This window comes from Lentzea kristufekii (assembly GCF_033949925.1).
GTDB lineage: Bacteria > Actinomycetota > Actinomycetes > Mycobacteriales > Pseudonocardiaceae > Lentzea > Lentzea kristufekii.
This window is the reverse complement of the sequence record NZ_JAXAVV010000012.1, coordinates 241,806-261,873: the sequence shown is the minus strand read 5'-3', so window position 1 is coordinate 261,873 and position 20,068 is coordinate 241,806. Positions and strand designations below refer to the sequence as shown.

General features: G+C 69.4%; 18 protein-coding genes, 1 tRNA gene and 1 other RNA gene. 14 read left to right on the top strand and 6 right to left on the bottom strand.

Annotated elements, in window-relative coordinates; genetic code table 11:
* The first annotated feature begins 52 nt into the window (after positions 1-52).
* Positions 53-430, top strand: a transfer-messenger RNA (tmRNA) gene (ssrA, locus tag SK571_RS25345).
* A gap of 308 nt (positions 431-738) precedes the next feature.
* On the opposite strand, the gene SK571_RS25340 is transcribed toward ssrA, so the two are convergent.
* The gene (locus SK571_RS25340) at positions 739-1,662 is read right to left on the bottom strand and encodes a saccharopine dehydrogenase family protein (protein ID WP_319986577.1); all 924 of its coding nucleotides are present in this window, start codon (positions 1,660-1,662) and stop codon (positions 739-741) included.
* A gap of 53 nt (positions 1,663-1,715) precedes the next feature.
* Between SK571_RS25340 and SK571_RS25335 the strand changes: the two genes are divergently transcribed.
* From SK571_RS25335 to SK571_RS25325, 3 genes are read left to right on the top strand one after another with little or no spacing between them, the layout of a single operon-like run.
* Positions 1,716-2,660, top strand: coding sequence for a GlxA family transcriptional regulator (locus SK571_RS25335; protein WP_406602028.1), 945 nt, complete (start codon positions 1,716-1,718; stop codon positions 2,658-2,660).
* 28 nt (positions 2,661-2,688) lie between these two features.
* A complete protein-coding gene (locus SK571_RS25330) occupies positions 2,689-4,101 on the top strand; it encodes an amino acid permease (RefSeq protein WP_319986575.1) in 1,413 nt (470 codons plus the stop codon).
* Complete coding sequence (locus SK571_RS25325) at positions 4,091-4,813, top strand: hypothetical protein (RefSeq protein WP_319986574.1); 723 nt, start codon at positions 4,091-4,093, stop codon at positions 4,811-4,813. The genes SK571_RS25330 and SK571_RS25325 overlap by 11 nt, the downstream gene beginning before the upstream one ends.
* A gap of 126 nt (positions 4,814-4,939) precedes the next feature.
* Here SK571_RS25325 and SK571_RS25320 read toward each other — a convergent pair whose 3' ends face one another.
* The 3 genes from SK571_RS25320 to hrpB form a co-directional block, all read right to left on the bottom strand.
* A complete protein-coding gene (locus SK571_RS25320) occupies positions 4,940-5,542 on the bottom strand; it encodes an HD domain-containing protein (RefSeq protein ID WP_319986573.1) in 603 nt (200 codons plus the stop codon).
* Positions 5,539-6,621 carry a nucleotide disphospho-sugar-binding domain-containing protein gene (locus tag SK571_RS25315; protein WP_319986572.1) on the bottom strand — a complete coding sequence of 361 codons (1,083 nt, stop codon included), beginning with the start codon at positions 6,619-6,621 and terminating at the stop codon, positions 5,539-5,541. The genes SK571_RS25320 and SK571_RS25315 overlap by 4 nt, the downstream gene beginning before the upstream one ends.
* A gap of 70 nt (positions 6,622-6,691) precedes the next feature.
* Positions 6,692-8,956, bottom strand: coding sequence for an ATP-dependent helicase HrpB (gene hrpB / locus SK571_RS25310; protein WP_319986571.1), 2,265 nt, complete (start codon positions 8,954-8,956; stop codon positions 6,692-6,694).
* Between the two features lie 26 nt (positions 8,957-8,982).
* Between hrpB and SK571_RS25305 the strand changes: the two genes are divergently transcribed.
* The 5 genes from SK571_RS25305 (at position 8,983) to SK571_RS25285 (ending at position 13,388) form a co-directional block, all read left to right on the top strand.
* Complete coding sequence (locus tag SK571_RS25305) at positions 8,983-10,032, top strand: glycosyltransferase (protein WP_319986570.1); 1,050 nt, start codon at positions 8,983-8,985, stop codon at positions 10,030-10,032.
* A complete protein-coding gene (locus SK571_RS25300; protein WP_319986569.1) occupies positions 10,025-10,834 on the top strand; it encodes a GNAT family N-acetyltransferase in 810 nt (269 codons plus the stop codon). The genes SK571_RS25305 and SK571_RS25300 overlap by 8 nt, the downstream gene beginning before the upstream one ends.
* 50 nt (positions 10,835-10,884) lie before the next feature.
* Positions 10,885-12,171 (top strand): MFS transporter, encoded by a 1,287-nt coding sequence (locus SK571_RS25295; RefSeq protein WP_319986568.1) that lies wholly within the window; start codon positions 10,885-10,887, stop codon positions 12,169-12,171.
* A gap of 46 nt (positions 12,172-12,217) precedes the next feature.
* A complete protein-coding gene (locus SK571_RS25290; protein WP_319986567.1) occupies positions 12,218-13,000 on the top strand; it encodes a DsbA family protein in 783 nt (260 codons plus the stop codon).
* A 315-nt stretch (positions 13,001-13,315) separates the two neighbouring features.
* A tRNA-Ala gene (locus SK571_RS25285) sits at positions 13,316-13,388 on the top strand.
* 211 nt (positions 13,389-13,599) lie between these two features.
* On the opposite strand, the gene SK571_RS25280 is transcribed toward SK571_RS25285, so the two are convergent.
* Complete coding sequence (locus SK571_RS25280; RefSeq protein ID WP_319986566.1) at positions 13,600-14,205, bottom strand: TetR/AcrR family transcriptional regulator; 606 nt, start codon at positions 14,203-14,205, stop codon at positions 13,600-13,602.
* Positions 14,206-14,352: 147 nt separating this feature from the next.
* On the opposite strand from SK571_RS25280, the gene SK571_RS25275 reads away from it, so the two are divergent.
* The 5 genes from SK571_RS25275 to SK571_RS25255 all read left to right on the top strand — a co-directional run bounded on the left by SK571_RS25275 (position 14,353) and on the right by SK571_RS25255 (position 18,641).
* Positions 14,353-15,069, top strand: a complete 717-nt coding sequence (locus tag SK571_RS25275; protein WP_319986565.1) for an NADPH-dependent F420 reductase — start codon at positions 14,353-14,355, stop codon at positions 15,067-15,069.
* 181 nt (positions 15,070-15,250) lie between these two features.
* On the top strand, positions 15,251-15,814 hold the full coding sequence (locus SK571_RS25270; protein ID WP_319986564.1) for a hypothetical protein: 564 nt from the start codon (positions 15,251-15,253) through the stop codon (positions 15,812-15,814).
* Between the two features lie 5 nt (positions 15,815-15,819).
* A complete protein-coding gene (locus SK571_RS25265) occupies positions 15,820-16,914 on the top strand; it encodes a sensor histidine kinase (protein ID WP_319986563.1) in 1,095 nt (364 codons plus the stop codon).
* A complete protein-coding gene (locus SK571_RS25260) occupies positions 16,911-17,534 on the top strand; it encodes a response regulator transcription factor (RefSeq protein ID WP_319986562.1) in 624 nt (207 codons plus the stop codon). Before SK571_RS25265 ends, SK571_RS25260 begins: the two co-directional genes overlap by 4 nt.
* Before the next feature lie 270 nt (positions 17,535-17,804).
* A complete protein-coding gene (locus SK571_RS25255) occupies positions 17,805-18,641 on the top strand; it encodes a peptidase inhibitor family I36 protein (RefSeq protein ID WP_319986561.1) in 837 nt (278 codons plus the stop codon).
* 54 nt (positions 18,642-18,695) lie between these two features.
* Here SK571_RS25255 and SK571_RS25250 read toward each other — a convergent pair whose 3' ends face one another.
* Positions 18,696-19,922 (bottom strand): PucR family transcriptional regulator, encoded by a 1,227-nt coding sequence (locus SK571_RS25250; protein WP_319986560.1) that lies wholly within the window; start codon positions 19,920-19,922, stop codon positions 18,696-18,698.
* Positions 19,923-20,068 lie beyond the last annotated feature (146 nt).

Below are 20,068 nucleotides of genomic sequence, written 5' to 3'. Positions count from 1 at the left end.
CCTCGGGAAGAACTCGGTGGCCGCAGTCGTTATGCTATGCGTACCACTACAAGGGGGTGAACGGTTTCGACTGTGGACGTTGATTCAGGGGAAGCGTGTCGGTGCAGGCGAGAGACCACCGTTAAGCGTCATCGCAAACCAATAAGCGCCACGTCTAACGACAAGCGCACCGCGTACGCTCTCGCTGCCTGACAGCGGAGCTAGCGGTTGTCGGCCTAGGAGTGCCTTCGGCCTAGTTCCCGGCATCAGCTAGAGGGCTTACCAGCAGTCTCGGTCGCGGAGACTGCCCGGGAAACTCACAGCGACTGGGCCCGTCACACCTGCTTGTTCGCGTGACAGGTGGGGCCAAGCAGAGACACAGCGGACTGCGCACGGAGAAGCCCTGATGAACCGGCACAGGACCCGGGTTCGATTCCCGGCACCTCCACTCGATGGGTGAGTGCTGTTCGTGGACAGCACTCACCTTTTCTCGTTCTCGGGTGTCCTCTGGGGGCCGAGCCCCCAGACCCCCACGCCGCGGGCGCGCCCCCGGACCCCCGGCCGCCTCGTCGCTTCGCGACATCGGTGGCCCGTCCTGGGGTCCACTGGCGGCACGCGGCGCCAGGCTGGCCACCACGCATGAGGCAGGCTGGGCGGCTCCCTCGCGGGCTGGTCCACGACCTGAGGCTGACGCCCTCCTACGCGTCGGAGGACAGGCACTTTGGCCCGGCGTTCGGCGCACGGACTTCGTGGACGTCATCAAGAACAGTGCGTGGTCTGAATGACGTTGTTCAGGGACGCCAGGAAGTTGGGGGCGTCGAACATCGCGCCCGCTGACGCGACTCCGGTGACGTTGAAACGGCCGCTCAGCAGGCGTTCTGCCGCTTCTACGGCCAGAGGGGCGCTCACGGCGTAGATGTCCTTGCCGGACGCGGTCAGCCGTCGTTCCTCGCCGGCCCTGCGCACGCGCACGTCGACCTCGAACGTCTCGGGTTCCTGCCGGGCCTGGGCGGCCTGCAGGCCGGTGGCCGCTTCCGTGGACATGTAGTCGGTCACCGAGGAGATCCGCAGGTGGCTCGGCACCGTGACGACGTCGGCCATGGAGAACTCGCCGATCACCTGGCGGGTGCCGCCGGAGAACTGCCAGTCCAGGACCGGTGCGGTGTCGCAGTGGTAGCTCAGCTCTCCGTCGCGGAACCGGACGCGCTGGCCGTCACGGCGTTCACGGGAGACCTGACCTGCGGTGAGAGTGCCCGCGGTGGGCTGCCAGCCGCTCAGTCCGTAGGCGATGTGGGCCTCGTCGGCGGAGTCCCAGCCGGCCATCGCGGCGGTGACCAGCAGGTCGGCGAGGCCGCCGAAGAAGGCCATCGCGGGCACCACCGGGATCGAGGCGCCGCGGGCTAACGTGTCGGCGTTCGCCTCGATCTCGGCCGCCACGTCGACGTACGGGATGCCGGCGCGCTCGGCGGCGGCGATCAGCGGGCCGGCGGTGACGGCGAACGGACCGGCCGTGTTGATCACGGCGGCCGCGCCTTCAAGGGCGCGGTCCAGGGCTGCCGGGTCGTCTGCGGTGGCCTGCGCGCGTCCGAACGGCAGTGGCTCGTGGCCGCGTTTCTTCAGCTCTGCCAGGACGAACTGTCCCGTGGTGCCGGATGCGCCGTAGACCGCGATCTTGTGTCCCATGTGGACCAGTCAAGCCGTTGGGCAGGGTCCGAGCCAGTGTCTGGAACGACATGATGCGTACACTTTCGGACATGCTCGCGTTCGCCGTCACCACCGGGATGCTGCACTTCGAGCTGACCGCCACGTACGAGATCTTCAACGCTCCGCAGCTCGACTACCGCGTCGTGATCTGCGGGAACGGGCCGGTGCGCGTCGGCCGGTTCACGCTGGAGCCCGACCTGCCGCTCGACCAGCTCGAGCGGGCGGACACCGTGATCGTGCCCGCCATCGAGGAACTGGAGGAGCCGCTCGATCCGGCGCTCGTCCAGGCCGTGAAAGCGGCCCACGACAAGGGTGCGCGGATCGTGTCGTTGTGCACGGGCGCGTTCGTGCTGGCTGAGGCCGGGCTGCTCGACGGGCTCCGGGCGACGACGCACTGGGCGCACACCGACGAGCTGGCCAGGCGGTATCCGCGCGTCGAGGTCGACCCGGACGTGCTCTACGTCGACAACGGGCAGGTGCTGACGAGCGCGGGCAAGGCGGCGGCGATCGACCTGAGTTTGCACCTGATCCGCAGCGACCACGGCACCGCGACGGCGAACACGGCGGCGCGCCGGCTCGTCGTGCCGCCGCACCGGGACGGTGGGCAGGCGCAGTTCGTGCTGGCGCCCGTGCCGTCCGGGGAAGGGCATCCGCTCACCGAGCTGTTCGACTGGGTCTCGGCGCGGTTCGACCAGACGATCACCGTCGAGGACATGGCGCGGCAGGCCAGCATGAGTTCGCGGCACCTCGCCCGGCTCTTCCGGGCGGTGACGGGCACCACGCCGTTGCAGTGGCTGCACACGCAGCGGATCCGGCGCGCTCAGGAACTGCTGGAGATGACGGACGACAGCGTGGACCAGGTCGCGGAGGCGTCCGGGATGGGCACCGCCACGACGCTGCGCCGGCACTTCCACCGGACCGTCGGTGTGCCGCCGGACACGTACCGCCGCACGTTCCGCCCCGTTGGTGGCCGCTAGATCCATAGGCGGGCGTTAGGTTGTCCTGATGAGCAACCAACAGCGCATCGGGGCGCGGGTGTTGCGGCGCAAGCCGATCGACCAGCTGACCCATCCAGGTAGCGAGCTCAAGCGCACCATGGGTGTCGGCCACCTCACGATGATCAGCATCGGTGCCACGCTCGGCACCGGCATCTTCGTCGTGCTGGGGGAGGCGGTGCCGCTCGCCGGGCCCGCCATCGTGCTGTCGTTCGTGCTGGCGGGCATCACCGCGTTGTTCTCCGCGCTGTCGTACGCCGAGCTCGCGGGCCTGATCCCCGCGTCCGGCTCCTCGTACTCCTACACCTACGCGACCCTCGGCGAGATCGTCGCGTGGGTCTGCGGCTGGTGCCTCGTGCTGGAGTACGGGGTCTCGGTCGCGGCGGTCGCGGTCGGGTGGGGGCAGTACGTCAACGAGCTGCTGCACCTGGTGGTGGGGCTGCGGATTCCGGACGTGCTGAGCCAGCCGCCAGGAGCGGGCGGGATCGTCAACGTCCCCGCCGTGCTGGTCGTGGTGGTCTCCATGCTGGTGCTGCTCGGTGGCGCGAAGGGCAGTGCGCGGACGAACACGATCCTGGTGTGGATCAAGGTCGGCGCGCTGCTGATGTTCTGCGCGGTCGCGTTCACCGCGTTGAAGGCGGGCAACTTCCAGCCGTTGTTCCCGCTGGGGCTGGCGGGCATGAGTGCCGGTGCGGCCACGTTGTTCTTCTCCTACATCGGGTTCGACGCCGCGTCGACCGCCGGTGAGGAGGCCAGGAACCCGCAGCGCGACCTGCCTCGCGCGATCATCATCTCGCTGGTCGTCATCACCGCGCTGTACTGCGCTGTCGCCCTCGCCGCCGTGGGCGCCATGCCGTGGCAGACGTTCGAGGGCACGGAGGCGGCGCTGAGCCGGGTGCTGACCGACAACGTCGACGGCGCGATCTGGCCGATCCTGCTGTCGATCGGCGCTGTCGTGGCGACCACCTCGGTCGTGCTGACCGTCCTCTACGGACAGACGCGCATCCTGTACGCCATGTCCCGAGATGGGCTGGTGCCGTCGATCTTCGCGAAGCTCAGCCCGCGCACCGGTGTGCCTTTCGCGAACACCGTCATCGTCGGGCTGTTCATCGCCGTGCTGGCCGCATTGGTGCCGCTGGGGTCGCTGGCGGACGCGACGAGCATCGGCACGCTGTTCGCGTTCGGGCTGGTCAACGTCGCAGTGATCATCCTGCGGCGCACGGAGCCGTACCGGAAGCGCAGTTTCCGCGTGCCGTTCTCGCCCGTGACACCGTTGCTGGGCCTGGCGTTCTGCGTCTACATGATGTTCAGCCTCGGGCTGGACACGTGGATCGCGTTCCTCGCCTGGATGGCCCTCGGGTTCGTCGTCTACTTCAGCTACAGCGTCAGGAAGGCACGCCTTGCGGTTCCAGGTGATCAGTGACGTCGCCGGCATCGCCCGCGTCGCCAGGTACTACGCCGAGATCTGGGACACCACCGAGGACGTGCTGTCCTCGGAGACGCTGCACTGCATCCGGCACGCCGGAGGTGCGACGATCGGGGCGTTCGACGGCGACGCGCTGGTCGGGGCCACGACCGGGCTCTTCTGCCCGGACGGTTCGGTGTACTCGATGATCGCGGCCGCCCGGCAGGGGACCGGGCACGCGTTGAAGCTCGCGCAGAAGGACTGGGCGGTCGAGCTCGGCGCGAAGTCGATGCGGTGGACCTACGACCCGCTGGTGTCGCGCAACGCCCGGTTCAACCTGGTCAAGCTCGGGGCGATCGCCATCGAGTACGCAGTGGACTTCTACGGGCCGATGCGCGACGGCGTGAACGACGGCGACGAGAGCGACCGGCTCACCGCGCAGTGGGACCTCACCGGGTCCCGCGAACCGCACGAGTCGGTGCCCGCAGGTGAGGTCACGAAGACCGCGCCGGACGGAGAACCGTTGGCGCGCACGGACGGCGAACGGATCTGGTGCCGGGTGCCGCGCGACGTCGTGCGGGTGCGCAAGGAGTCGCGAGACCTCGCGAGGCAGTGGCGGGAAGCGGTTCGGGAGGTGTTCGTGGACGCCTTCGCGCAGGGCTACGTCGCGACGTCGATGTCCCGTGAGGGTTGGTACCAGCTGGTGCGCCAGGAGGAAGTGTCACAGTGAGGATCGAACGGTCGAGCTGCTGCACGTCGCGATTCCGCTGTTGCCGCCGTTCCGCACGTCGATCTGCCTCGACGAGTCGATCACGTCGGAGACCGTCAGGCGCTTCACGACGGCGACGAAGGTGCTCTACGCCAAGGACTGAAGCTCGCGGGCCAGGTTGGTCCGCGCGGCGTCGTCCCACCGCTGCCGCGCGGGTTCGGTCACGAACAGCACCTCGCGGTCGAGCAGGGTCTTCAGCACCTTCGCCCGGCCCGCACGCCAGGTCGCGTCGTCGTACTGCGCGTACTCCTGGCGCACGGCCTGGCTGTAGCGGTCGTAGTGCTCCGGCTGCGAGCCGAGGATGGCCAGGTCGGCGTCGAGCAGCACGTGCGCCAGCGGGTCGTCGGACGAATGCGTGATCGTGGCCAGCACCAACGACTCCACGCGTGCGATGTGCGCTTCTTGCAGGCCTGCCAGGCGTTCGCGGGCCCACGCGGCCGACGCGCGTTCGTCCTCGCCGGGCCTGCTGTCGTAGATCACGTCGTGCGCACAGGCCGCCAGTGCGAGGATCGCGCGCTCCTCCACCGTGAACGCGAACGCGTCGGCCAGTGCCGACGAGTCGCGCACGACGGACACCACGTGGAAGGCGTTGTGGTAGGTCCGGTGCGGCTCGGCGTAGCGCTCCATCAGATCGCCCGCGTCCGGCGCGCCGCCGAGCGCGCGGACCGCGTCGTCCCAGATCCGTCTCACCGCGCCAGTTCCTCCTCGACCACGTCCGCGGCGGACGCGCTGCCGCCCGCCCGGTGAATCATCCGCTGCATGTCCTTCACCCGCGCGGCAATCGCGGAATCCGACGCCAGCTGATCCACCAACGAGCGCACGCCCTCCACGGTCACGGTGTCGAGCAGCACACCGAGCCCCAGTTCCTCGATCCGCTGGCCGTGGAGCCGCTGGTCGGTCGTGTGCGGCACGACGATCATCGGGACGCCGTGGTGCAGCGCCTCCATCGCCCCGCCCATGCCACCGCGCGTCACGAACACGCAGGCATGCTTCAGCACCGCGAGCTGCGGCACCTCGTCGTGGGTCTCGACGTTCATCGCAGGACTCAGCACCTTGCCCTTCGTGACCAGGTGCCACGGCATTCCCCGTGCCGCGTCCGCGTACACCTGCGTGCCCGTCGTCGCGAGCACCACCGGCCTGTCGGGCGGAGGTTCCCACGTGCCCTGGAATCCGCGTTCGGTCAGGCAGGGACCGGTGAAGCAGACGCGCTCGCCGAACGTGTGGCCCTCCGGCTGGAACTCCCTGGGGAACAGGGCGATCCGGCGGCTCGCGCCCGAGACGAACTCCGGCAGCGAACAGCCGAGAAAACCGTGCAGACTGGTGAAGAACACGATCGCGGCCCGGTCGAACCGGCGCGGCGGCACGACCTCGGCGCCGAGCGACCAGTGCGTGTTGCTGGTCAGAAGCACTTCCAGCAGCACGTTCGGCACGTCCAGCCGGTGCGCGATGACGCCGCCGGACCAGGCCGCGATGTCCCACACGACGAGGTCCGGCCGGTCGTCGCGGAACGTGCGCTCGAACTGGGGCAAGGCCGACTCGGCCTCGGCGAGCGCGAGCTGCGCGGCCTCGTAGAGCGACGGCGGCAGTTCACCGGGAAGCGTTGGCTCGTAAGGGATCGCGGTCGCGCCGCACTCGGTGACGGCGGGGGCGAACCGGGTGGGCGCCGGGCAGCTCACCCGGTGGCCGCGGCGCACGAGTTCGGCGATCACCCCGAGCGCGGGCAGGACGTGCCCGCGCTCGGGCATGAGGAAGATCGCGATGTGCGCCATAGAAGAGACTAACGCTGCTCGATTCCCAATGGTTCAAAGAGCTGCGTCGGGATTCTGTTCGGGATTTGTCCTACCTTCTGTCGTAAGGCCGTTCCGGCCAGTGGTGCTTGGGATATCTGCCCTTCAGCTCACTGCGGACGCGCAGGTAGCCGTTGCGCCAGAACGACCTGAGGTCGCTGGTCACGGCGGTGGGGCGGCCGGCGGGCGAGAGCAGGTGCACCACCACCGGAATTCCGGCGATCTGCGGCGTGTCGGCCCATTTCATGGCGTCCTGGATGCGGACGGACAGGACGGGCTGGTCCTGCGTGTAGTCGACCTTGCCCTGGCCGATGCGCTCCGGGGCGAGTTTGTCGAACTCCGCCGCCTCGGGCCACGGCAACAGGCTTCTCAGCAGCGCCACGGTGTCGATCTTGGCCAGGTCGGAGCGCTTCTTCGCCTTGCCGAGGTCGAGCGCTCGGATCAGGTGCTCGTCGTCGACGCTCGGCCAGTCGCGGGTCCTGTGCAGGAACGCCATCCGCTCGCGCAGGCGATTGGCGGCATCGGTCCACTTGAGCAGGCCCAGGCCTTCGGCTTCCAGGCCGAGGCGGAGTGCCTGCTGCGACTTGGCGAGATCGTTGAGCGGACGTTCGCCGAGGGTGATCGCGCCGAGCTTGCGGACCTCGTTCGCGATGACGTCGCCGTTCCACCGGATGTCGTCGACCGTGTGCACGAGGGCCGCCGCGGCGGTGACGGCGAGTTCCTCGTCGGCCGGGGCGGCGAGGCGGACGCGGCCGTGCTTGCTGCCCGGTTCGCGGTCGGCGATCGCGACCGCCAGCCACTGGAACTGCGAGTCGGTGTGCTCGACGGCCGTGCCGTTGGCCATCAGGTAGACGTTGCTGTTCTTGGACCGGCGTTTCGCCAGCCGTTCCGGGTAGGCGAGAGCGACGACGAGCGCGGGATCGCCGTTGCCTGCCGGGTTGCTGCCCAGCTTCTCCAGCTTCTTGACTTCCTGGCGCCACTTGCCCGGTGCCTTCAGCGCGGTCGCGAGGTCGCTCGTGGAGGTGTGCGTGCTGTCGTCGAGCAGTGCCACGACCTCGGCGGCGGTCCGGTTGCCCGCGAGCGCGCTGCCGTCGATGAGGGCACGGCCGAGCCGGGGGTGCAGGCCGACGCTCGCGATGCGGTCGCGGCGGCCGGGTTCGAGTGCGCCGATGGCGTCGAGGGTCTCCTGCGCCGCCTTGAGCGCGCCCTCCGGAGGGGCGTCCCACCAGTTCAGGGCGCTGCCGTCCGGGGTGCCCCACACCGCCAGCTCGAGCGCGAGCCTGGTCAGGTCGGCGGTCTTGATCTCCGGTTCCGGGTAGCGGGGGAGCGTCGAGTGCTCGTGTTCGGGCCAGCAGCGGTAGACGCGGCCCGGCGCCTCACGTCCCGCGCGTCCGGCGCGTTGTTCCGCGACGGCCTGGGAGACGCGGATCGTGGCGAGACCCGCGAGACCCCTGCGGTGGTCCACGCGCGGGACTCGGGCCAGTCCGGCGTCGACGACCGCTCGCACGCCGGGGACGGTGAGGCTGGACTCCGCGATGCTCGTGGCGAGCACGACCCGCTGGTTCGGGCCCGGCCTGAGGGCCGCGTCCTGGGTCTGGGCGTTGAGCTGGCCGTGCAGGATCACGGTCTCGGCCCTGAGCAGGCTCGCGGTCCGGTTGATCTCCCTGACACCGGGCAGGAACGCGAGCACGTCACCATCCACTTCGGACAGTGCCTTGTTGATGGCTCTCGCGACCGTGGTCTCGATGTGCTCGTTGCGCGCGGGCGGGACGTAGGCGATCTGCGTCGGGAACATGCGCGACTCGGTGTGCAGGACCGGCGCGTTCAGCAGGTCCGAGAGTCGTTGCGCGGCAACGGTCGCCGACGTGGCCAGGAGCCTGAGATCCGGGCGCAGGCCGGCTTTGGCGTCCAGGAGGAGCGCGAGCAGGAGATCGGCGTCGAGGTGGCGTTCGTGGCACTCGTCCAGCAGGACCGTGCCGACGCCCTTCAGTTCCTGGTCGTGTTGCAGCCTGCGGACGAGAAGACCGCTGGTCACGACCTCGATGCGGGTGTGCTTGCTGGTCTTGCGGTCGCCCCTGACCGAATAGCCCACGGTGTGGCCGACCGGTTCGCCCAGCAGGCTCGCCATGCGCGCGGCGGCGGCTCTCGCGGCGATCCTGCGTGGTTCGGCGACGACGACCCTGCCTTCGAGGGCCAGCGGGACGAGCGTCGTCTTGCCGGTTCCCGGAGGCGCGACCAGCACGGCCGCCCCGTGTTCCTGGAGCTGCTCCAGGAGTTGGGGGAGAACGGATTTCACCGGGAGATCGGGCAGGTCCACGTCGCTGAGTGTGCCAGGGTTGTCGGATGGGGATGATCGGCGTGCTTGCTGGGGTCCTGTCCGTGTTGCGGTCCGGGAGGACCGTGCGGCAATGGCGGCACGTGCCGGATGTGTCGGCCTCGTCGGTGACGGCATCCGTGCTGGCCGTGGTGCCGGCACGCAACGAGGAAGCCACGTTGCCGCGGTTGTTGCCAGGACTGGCCGGCCAGCCGGGTGTGCGTGTCGTGGTGGTGGACGACGCCTCGGAGGACGCCACGGCCGCCGTTGCCCGGTCGCTCGGTGCCGAGGTGGTCGAGTCGTCCGGTCCTGCGCCCGGCTGGGCCGGGAAGACGCACGCGATGCACCTCGGTGTTCAGGCCGCTCGGGACGAGGAGTGGGTGCTGTTCGTGGACGCCGACGTGACCTGCACGCCGGACCTGGTGGGACGGTTGCTGGCGTCGGCAGCGGAACTGGGCGCGGACCTCGTGTCGTCGTCGGGGCGCGGCACCGGGTCCGCCTGGTGGTTCCTGCTGCCCGCGTTCAACACACTGGTGTTCGAGGGGTCGCCGCCGGACGGTCGCGGGGCCAAGGCGCTCGCCGTCGGGCACTGCGTGCTGGTGCGCAGGGCCGCTTTCGAGGCCGCCGGTGGCTGGGAGGCGCTCGCGGGCACGCACGCCGACGACGTGGGGCTGGGCACGTTGATCAGGAATTCCGGCGGGGTCGTGCGGTTCGTCGACGCCTCGATGCTGCTGACCACGTCGGGGATCGACACGTTCGCGTCCTGCTGGCGGTCGTTGCGCAAGAGCATCCAGCCGGCGTTCCGGGAGATGTTCGGGCCGTGGGGGCGCGTGCTGCTGCTGGTCGCGGGGCTCCTGCACCTCGCGTACGGGCTGGTCCCGGTGCTGCGGTGGCGGTCGCCGTGGTCGTGGCTGGCGTGGTTCGCCCAGGCCGTGTCACACCGCGAGTTCGTGCGGCGGGTCGGGCAGCCGGAGATCTCGGCTGTGCTGGCGCCGGTGTCTTGGGCGACGATTGGGGTGTTCCTTTTGGACTGCGCGTTGCGTCCAGGTGCCCAGTGGAAGGACCGCCGCGTTGGTTGACCCGTTGCGCGACCCGGACGACCCGGAGCTGCTCGATCCCTACCAGTCCCGATCGCTCGCGATCCTGGTGGAGGGAGCGCGGCTCGCGTCCGGTGCCGTCCGGTACGGCAAGGTGGGCAAGGTCGGCAGCGCCGCCGTGGTGATCAACCGGGAGAACCCGCTGCCGTCGGGCAACTTCGGGTGCGCGCTGGACGGCTCGTCGGTCGAGGTCGCGTCGACGTTGCTGCAGCTCGAACACACCTTCGCCGCGGTGGGGCGCGCGGAGGCCGTCGTGTACGCGTCGCCGACCACGGTGGACGAGATCGAGGGCATCGCCGACGACTCGGGCTGGTACGCGGTCGAGGAGTTGTTGACCGTGGTCCATCGCGGGCCGGCTTCGGTGGCCGAGGGAGTGCGGCCGGCGGTCGACGCGGACGTCGCCGGGATCGTCGAGCTGCTGTCCGACGAGCTCGTCGGCAACCGTGAACGGCTGGGCCGCTGGCTCGGGCATCGGTTGGACGACCCGCGGTGTTCGACCCTGGTGATGGACGACGGCGACCGGATCGGCGGATTCGTGTCGGGATTCGCTGAGCGCGGTGTGGGTCTGGTCGAGCAGTGCGTGGTGCGTCCGGCGCGGCGGCGCCGGGGTGTCGGGCGGTCGCTGGTGGTGTCCGCTGTCGCGACTCTGCGTTCGTCGGGCGCGATGCTGGTCGCATCCCAGGTGGACGAGGGTCCGGGGGAGCGGTTCGCCGAGGCGTGCGGGTTCGTTGCGGCGTATCCGGTGACTGCCTATGTACGCAGGGTGGATGAGCTACTCGACTGAGTTACTTAGTTGCCGCGTGACATATCCTTAGCAGGGCTAAGGGAGGCTTTGTGCGCGAGCGGTTGCCGGTCGAGGTGTGGGTTCTGGTCGCGGCGAGTTTCATCATCGCTGTGGGGTTCGGGATCGTGGCACCCGTTCTGCCGGTGTACGCGTCCACGTTCGGTGTCGGTCATACCGCTGTCGCGGCTCTGATCAGCGCTTTCGCGTTCGTCCGGCTGGCGTTCGCGCCGATGAGCGGCAAGCTCGTCAACCGCTTCGGCGAGCCTCGGGTGTACATCGTCGGGATCTTGATCGTGGCGATCGGAACCGCGATGTGCGGGTTCTCGACGAGCTACGCCGAGATGCTGTCGTGGCGCGCGCTGGCCGGTGTCGGGTCGACGATGTTCACGGTTGCGGCCCTGGGGCTGCTGATCCGGATCACGCCGGCGCCGATGCGCGGGCGGGCCTCCGGCATGTGGGCGGCGGGGTTCCTCGTCGGCAACATCGCCGGTCCGATCGTCGGCGCCGGGCTGGTGCCGTTCGGACTGTGGGTGCCGTTCGTGTCGTACGGCGTGTTGTTGTGCATCGCGGCGTTCGTGGTCTGGATCTTCCTCCGGCGGTCGACGCTGGTGGCGCTGGACAAGACCAACACCGAAGTGCCCATGACGGTGCGTGAGGCGGCGCGGCACCCCGCTTATCGTGCGGCGCTGGCGTCCGGGTTCGCGAACGGCTGGGCCGTGTTCGGCGTGCGGATCTCGCTGGTGCCGGTGTTCGTCATCGAGGCGCTGGAACACAGCGCGGCCGTGGCGGGCATCTCGATGTCGGTGTTCGCGGCCGGCAACGCCGCGATGCTGTTCCTGTCCGGCAGGATCGCCGACACGCGCGGCCGCAAGCCCGTCGCCATCGCCGGTCTGCTCATCAGCGGCCTCGCGACGGTCTGGATGGGCTTCACCGGCGACCTGTGGACGTTCATGGCGGCGTCGCTGATCGCGGGCGCGGGCGCCGGACTCCTGAACCCGCCGCAGAACGCGGTGGTGGCCGACGTCATCGGCGCGCGCGGCAAGGGCGGACCCGTCCTCGCGGGCTTCCAGATGGTGACGGACCTGGGCGCGATCATCGGCCCGATGGCCGCGGGCCTGCTGGCCGACTCGTTCGGCTTCGGAGCGTCGTTCGCCATCACCGGCGCCTCGCTGCTGCTGGCCGTGGGTTTCTGGTTCGTCTCCCCCGAGACCCTGCCCACACACGAAGAGGAGCACACGGCCGCCGCGGTGGCGCCGGAGTGCGGCTGCCTGGACGAAAGCGCCGAGATCCCGACCGGCGAACGGGTCGGCGGCAAGCCACGTCACCCAGAAGCGTGATTGCGCGCTCAGCTTTCTTTTAGTTTGTGTCGCTACCCTCGTCGCCGTGGGTGGAGCAGAGCGCAGTGCGCGGAAGAAGAAGCAGGCCGCGCGTGCGGTGGTCCAGGCTCGTTCGTCGGGTTCCGACCGCACCAAGATCATCGCGGGCATCGCCGTCGTGGCGGTGCTGGCCGTCGCCGTCGTCGGGTACGTCATCTTCCAGCAGATGAAGCCGTCCACATCGACGACGGACGCCATCCCGCTGGCACCCGCGGACCACACGATCTCGGCCCCCGCCGTCCGCGACGGCAACACCGTCCTCGTCGGCAAGGACACGGCCACCGTGACCGTCGACGTGTACGAGGACTTCCTGTGCCCGATCTGCGGCACGTTCGAGAAGACCTACGGCACCGACATCAAGAAGGCCGTCGAGGACGGCAAGGTCAAGGTCCGCTACCACATCCTGCCGATGCTCAACCGCCTCTCGTCGCCAGAGGGCTACTCGACCGACTCGGCCAACGCCGCCCTGTGCGTGGCCGACGACGGCAAGTTCAACGCGTTCCACGCGGCGCTGTTCAACAAGCAGCCCGAGGAAGGCGAAGCCGGCTACACCAAGGACCAGCTCATCAAGCTGGGCAAGGAAGTCGGCGTCACGTCCGCCTCCTTCGAGTCGTGCGTGCAGAACCAGACCTACAAGTCGCAGCTGGACGAGCTGATGTCCAAGACCAGCAACGACCCCGCCCTCCGCGACGCCGAGTCGGGCCGGTTCCGCGGCACGCCCAGCGTCGCGTCCGGCGGCAAGCTCGTCGACCTGGACAACAAGAACTGGCTTTCCGACCTGACCAAGTAGGCCCCTTCGCGCAACGCCCGGTTCCGATCTGCTCGGGGCCGGGCGTTGTCTTGTTTTGTGCCGCGCGTCACTTCTGCTTCGTCGCGTTCGGTGCGTGCGGGCTGCTCCGGTTGCAGACGCTGTTCGTGCAGCTCGCGGCGTGTTTCGAGGGCTCGCACTCGATCTTCGGGGTGGGTGGTGCCGCTTGGTCGTCACCGGGTCCTACCAGGCCGAATGCGCCTTGGATACCCCCGATTTTTATCTTGTGGCATGGGTGTTGTACGGTATTGCCACACGAGAACGACGGGGAAACCCGGCGGGAACGTGGACCTTCAAGGGGCTGTGGCGCAGCTGGTAGCGCATCACACTGGCAGTGTGAGGGTCAGGGGTTCGAGTCCCCTCAGCTCCACTTGTAGGTAGAACCCGTCTGGTCAAGCGATTTCGCTGACCGGGCGGGTTTCTTGCTGTTCCGTCAGTCTGCCGGTCCTGGTGTCCCAGGAGACGACGGTCATGTGGGGCTTGAGTGGTGATTCCATTGTGGACACCACCGCACAGCGCGTTCATGTAGTGGTTCCGCGGGATCTCGCACGAAGAGGGCTTGAGAACCCTGAACGCCCGGCTCAGGTTAGCGGTCCCCTCTCGGTCCGGGGCGTCATCCATCCTGACTGCATCAAGGCGTGCAACGCCTGGGGTGACGACTCGTCGGCCAGGGCGGCGCTGCGCACCCAGGCCGTTGCCAGCACGGTGAGGAACAGGTCGCGTCCACGCACCCAGGGGTGGGCGGCCCCGTCGCGCTGGGCCGCGTGGAGGAACTCGTCGGTGGTCGTGATGAATCCCTGGCACGTGATCGCCAAGGGTGAGGTCTCCTCTGACAGCGCGGCCCGCAGGGGTTCCGGGAGACCGTCGAAGGCCGTCAGCCACTCGCCCATTGCCTCGAGCCATCGGGCGAGTGCGATGCCGGAGTCGGCTTCTTCGCGCCGGATGGCGTCGCGGCGGGACACCAGTTCCTCATCGCGCGTCTGCAGGAGGGCGGCGAGCAAGGCTTCCCGGTTCGGGAAATGGCGGTAGAGCGTGCCCGGACCGACGCCGGCCTGCTTGGCGATGGCATCCAGGGAGCCGGTGATGCCCCGCTCGCTGAAGAACTCTTCCGCGACTTCGAGGATGTGCGCGCGGTTCCGCTGCTTGTCCGTTCGTGGCCTGCGCGCGCCGGCGCCTGCTGCACCCATGCCTGAAACCCCTCGCTGGCGAAACGGAGAGCCTCTCCGTATAGTCGTGGCAGTAAAACGGAGACTGCCTCCTCATTGTTGCAGGAGGAAGCGATCGGTGCTCGCACCCGCAGCACGCGGTCCATCAACCCGGAAGCAGGATCAGACATGCCCACCCTCGGGATCATCGGCAGCGGAAACATCGGCGCGGCTGTCGCGCGCCTGGCGGTAGCGGCTGGAGTTCCTGTCGTGGTGTCGAACTCCCGCGGTCCGGAGAGCCTCGCCGGCCTCGTCGCCGAGCTGGGCCCGCTGGCCACGGCAGGCACCGTCGGGCAGGCGGCCGAGGCCGGTGACCTCGTCGTGCTGTCCGTACCGCTCACCGCGCACACCGCCGTCCCGGCAGCACCCCTCGCGGGCAAGACCGTGCTGGACACCAGCAACTACTACCCGTTCCGCGACGGCCGGATCGCCGAGTTGGACGAGGGCGAGCTCACCACCAGCGAGTTGGTTCACCGGCACTTCGGCACAGCGCGTCTGGTCAAAGCGTTCAACAACATCCTGGCCCACCACATCCCCCAGTTGGCCCGCCCCTCCGGCGCGGCCGACCGCACCGCGCTGCCGGTCGCCGGTGACCACGCTGAAGCGAACGCCGCCGTGGCGACGCTGATCGACCGGCTCGGCTTCGACACCGTCGACGCCGGTCCGCTGGCGCAGAGCTGGCGCTTCGAGCCGGAAGCCGCGGCGTACACCCGCCTCTACCTCGCCGACCCGTCCACACCCGATGAGCGGATGCTCCAAGCACCTGGCCGGGCCGTGCCCGCTGCCGAACTGCGACTCGCCCTCCAGACAGCCCGGCGGGTGTCGGTGGTCGACCGCGTCTTCTGACGGACAGCACGACGGCCTCGGGATCGCGGCTGCGCCGACGCCTCCTCGCCGCAGGCGACTCGCTGGTTCACGGGCGGTCGGGGCACGTGCCGATCGGCACCCCTGGCGGGGTGACCTCTGGCGTCCGATGTGGCCGGTTGGGACTTCGGGGCACGGTGGTCGTGTTCCTAGCGTCGGGGGCGTGGCTGACAACGAGGTTTTCTTGCCGAGGTTCGGTGCCGTGTGCGGGGTTGTCCTCGCCCTGTCGATCGGCGTGCCGGGGGCCGTGGAGGCCTTCACCGGGGAGACGGCGTTCACCAGTGCGGTGATCGGGCTGGGGACGGCGTTCGGGGCGCCTGCGGTGCTGGCTTTGCACGGGCATCAGGCGCGTGCGTCGGGGAGGTTCGGGGCGTTCGCGTTCGCCGCGAACATGCTGGGGCTCGGTTTGTTCACCGGGGTGGCGTTCGCGTTGAACCTGGTGATCTTCTTCCTGGAGCCGGGGGCGGTGGCGCCGTTGACCCAGGTGGTGTTGAAGGCCGGGTCGTTGGTGTTCGTGCTCGGGTCTGTGCTGTTCGGGGTGTCGATGGTGCGGGCGAAGGTGTTTCCCGCGGTGCCGGCCTGGGGGTACGGGATCAGCTTTGTGCTGCTGGCCGTGTTCGCAGTGTTGCCGGACACGCCGTTGTCCGCTCTGGTGCACGTCGCGTGCGCGGTGGTGTTGGTGTGGCTTTCGGTGACGGTGTGGTCGGCGCGTCCGGCGCTAGCCTGAGCGGCATGTTCACCTCTCGGCCGGCGTTCTGGGTGTCGCCGGTGATGTGTGCCGCCGTGCTGGTCGCCGGGGTGTATGCCGCCGTGTCCGGGCTTGGTGACACCGACGTGCCGTTGCTGGTCGGTGGCCTGGTGGTGCTGGCGGTTTTCGACCTGGCCGAGTTTCGGCGGTATCCGGTGCGCACGCCCAAGCGCGTTGCGGTGGTGTTGTTGGCTTTGCGGGCCGTGGCGTACGTGGGACTGGCCTATGTGGACGGTTCTGGGCTGGCTCGGCTGTTGTTGTTGCTCGTGCCGTTCACCGCCTACTTCGCGTTCGGGCGGGCGGTGGCGGTCGTGCTGGCGGTGGCGTGTCTCGCTGTGGCCGTGGTGAGCACGCCGGGCTGGTACGCCCACGTCGAGCAGGTGTCGGACCTGGTGATGTTCGTCGTGGGCATGGTGCTCACGATCACGATGGCCGCGGTGGCGGTGCGCGAGCGCGACGGGCGGATTCGGTTGCAGGAGTCGCATCGGACGGTGGCGGAGCTGTCGGCTGCCGCGGAACGGGCTCGGGTGGCCAGGGACCTGCACGACGACCTCGGGCACCACCTCACGGCGATCGTCGTGTTGCTGGAGAAGGCCGCGGCGTTCCACGAGCGCGAACCCGGTACGGCGAAGGCCGCGGTGCTGGACGCTGAACGGTCGGCGCGGCGGGCGTTGGGCGAGGTGCGCGAGTCGGTGCGGTCGCTGCGGTCGTTCCACCTGCCGGCCGCGCTGGACGAACTGGTTGCGGGGCAAGGGGATGTGACGTTGACGGTCAGCGGTTCGCCCGAGGAGCACGAGACCGGCGCGCTGCACGCGTTGTACCGGGCGGCCCAGGAGGGCATCACGAACGCGCGCAGGCACGCCGCCGCCACGCACATCTCCGTCGCGGTCGAGTTCGACGCCGAGCGGGCACGGTTGACCGTGGCCGATGATGGACGCGGCATGGGTGCGGCGGCGGAGGGGTTCGGGTTGCTCGGGATGCGGGAACGGGTCGCGCTCGCCGGCGGGCGGGTCGACCTCGTCAGCACGCCGGCGGGCACCCGGCTGACCGTCACGATTCCGGTCGCGGGGCTCGCGTGACGCGCGTGCTGGTCGTCGACGACCAGCGGCTGATCCGGGAGGGCATCGCGTCGTTGCTGGGACTGCAGCCCGGCATCGAGGTCGTCGGCACCGCGGCGGACGGGCACGAGGCGGTGGAGCAGGCCGTGACGCTGGCTCCGGACGTGGTGCTGATGGACGTGCGGATGCCGGGGCTCGACGGGGTCGAGGCGGTGGCGGTGCTGCGCAGGCGTGCGCCCGGTTGCAAGGTCGTCATGCTGACCACGTTCGACGACGAGGACTACGTGGTGCGCTCGCTGCGTGCGGGTGCGACCGGGTACCTGCTCAAGGACCTGCCGTCGCAGGAGCTGGCGGCGGCGGTCAAGCTGGCCGCGGCGGGCGTGGCCCAGTTCGACCCGGCCGCCGCGGCCCGGCTGGCGGCGGTGCTGGACCGGTCGGACAGCCGGCGCGAACCGCTCACCGTGCGCGAGGTCGAGGTGCTGCGGCTGGTCGCGGCCGGGGCCACGAACAAGGAGATCGCCGAGCGCCTCCACCTGTCGGAAGGCACGGTGAAGAACCACATCTCGCGCATTCTCGGGCGGCTCGGATTGCGCGACCGCACGCAGGCCGCGCTTTATGCCCAGTCGAATGGACTTGTGTGACGAGGACTTTTCATTCCGTTGTGGACGGTCGTACGACGGGCTCGGCGTGAAGCCCGTCCTGTCGTGCCGCGCGCCTCTCGGCCGGGACAACGACGAGGTGGCCCGCGGGTAGCTCCGGTGTGCCCTGACAGATCGGTGGCTGCGGGTGTCAGCGGAATGTCAGCGGCGCTCGGAATTGTCTGACCCAACGAAGCTTCCCCTGCACAGGCCGGGGAGCCTGTGGAGCGAAAAGGGTCAAACGTGCTGAAGAAATTCACTTTCGTGGCATTGATGGGTGCGCTCGTCAGCGCGTCCTTCGGCGCCGGTGTCGCCAACGCGGCGACCGACCGCAACGGGTCCTGCGAGTCGGGCGAGTTCTGCCTGTACTACAACAGCGACAACGCGGGCTCGGTGTCCGACTTCGCGGGCTCGATCGCCGACTACGGCGACTCGCAGCCCAGCTGCTACGAGTTCAAGAGCGCCGGCAACGGCCAGGGCGTGTGCGTCAAGAACAACGCCGCGTCGGTCTGGAACAAGACCAGCAAGGCCGTCACCGTGTTCTACAACAGCAACTACGGTGGCGCGAAGCAGACGTTCGCGGCCGGCGCCAAGGGCAACCTGAAGACCGAGCTCAAGAACGAGAACGCCTCGCACCGCATCGGTGACGCCGGTGGCGACCCGGACCCGTCGCCGGGCGTCTACCCCGCGCCGGAGACCAACCCGCACCCGGCCGCTACGGCGCGGGCGCCCCAGGCCACCAAGCGCACGCAGTTCATCGACGACCAGATCGCCTCGAAGACCGGCGAGAAGCAGTGCTGGGTGGGCGACTACCGCAGCTACGAGTCGTCGACGAGCAACCACAACACCGGCAACGCGCTCGACTGCACCATCTCGAACGCGATCGGCACCTACCCGACCGAGTCGCAGAAGGCCCAGGGCTGGAAGCTGGCCTACTGGCTGCAGAAGCACGCGTCCAAGCTGGACGTCCGCTACGTGATCTGGCAGGGCAAGATCTGGAGCGTTGCCCGTGCGTCCGAGGGCTGGCGCAACTACACCGCCGGTGGCGGTGTGACCGGTGGTCACTACGACCACGTCCACGTCTCGGTCCAGAACCCGCACGGCGACTGATCTGAGTCGTTGAAGAAGGCGAGCGCACACCCGTGCGCTCGCCTTCTCGGCGTTTCAGGACCTCAGGTCGTGCACGATCAACGACGCCGAGAGCAGCCGTATGTCGGTGGGGTCGGCCGGGTTGTAGCCGGTGAGTTCGGCGACGCGGCGCAGGCGGTAGTTGAGCGTGTTGCGGTGCAGGTGCAGCTCGTCGGCCGTGCGGTGGCGGTTGTGGTCGCTGTTGATGAACGTCCGCAGCGTGTGCAGCAGGTCGGGGTGCTCGGAGAGCCGGTCCATCACGCGTGCCAAGCGCTTGCGGCCGGGGCCGGGGCGGCAGAGCTGGTACTCGAGCAGCACGTCGTCGAGGACGTACGCGCCGGGCTGCCGGCCGAGTCGCTGGGCGAGCTCGGCGATGTCGGCGGCCTGCCGGGCCGCCGCGGGGATGTCCTCCCGGCTCTCCGCCGCCGCGATTCCGCCGATCAGGCCGGTGCCGGCGGCGGTGAGCAGGGTGCGGACCAGCTCGGCGGAGTCCTCCAGTTCCTGGTCGAGGCCCTCCACCGTCGTCGGCAGGAGCACCGTGCCGCCGTCGTGGTCCAACGCGGAGAGGGCGTGCTTGGGCAGTTCGGCCCGTAGCCGTCGCACGAGCCCGTGAACGGCGAGGCGAGGGTCGGCACCATCGGCCACCGACGGTGTCTCGACGCGCACGGCGACGACGACGTGATGACTGGACAGCTCCAGCCCGATCCGTTCGGCGAGCGGCTCGGCCTCCCGGCCGGTCAGCAGGGCCGCGACCAGCGCACGACCTGCTTCGCGGCGTTCGGCGTGCAGAGCCTGCTGCTCCGCGAGGTACGACCCGGCCACGGCCGGCACCGCGACGCTCAGGTACCGCAGCAGCGCCGGCACCGTCGCCAGCAGGTCCGGTATCTCGTCCGGCTCGGCGACGGCGGCCATCGCCTCCCAGCCCACGGTCGCCGCGACGTGGTAGGTGCTGAGCACGATGTCGAGCGGAACGCCCTGCTGGGCGCGCCGCACCGCCGTGGCGATCTGCATGTCCAGCTCCTCGGGCGCGGGCGGGCGCTGTTCCCGCAGCGCGCGCAGGAAGACCTGCAGGTGACGGGTCACCGCCTCGGTGATCTCGCGGTCGACCAGCTGGTGCGGCAGCTGCCGGTACGTCGCGGATCTGGCGAAGAACGCCTCGAGCACCTTCTCGGCGATGTGCGGGATCTGGGTCGCGACACGGTCGTAGAGCGGCGAGGCGGGATCAGGGGCGGGGATGTCGACCACCGCCAGAGGCTTGCGCACCCGCCGGTCGCAGGCGATAGCCCGATCGAGTCCTTCTCGGCTGGTTGCCTGCACGAAAGAGGGACCCTCGCGTTGTGCACGTGCCTCAAAGATTTGACCCTATCGAGTGATGAACGATGAGGACGGCCACTGTTCACAGCCACAAT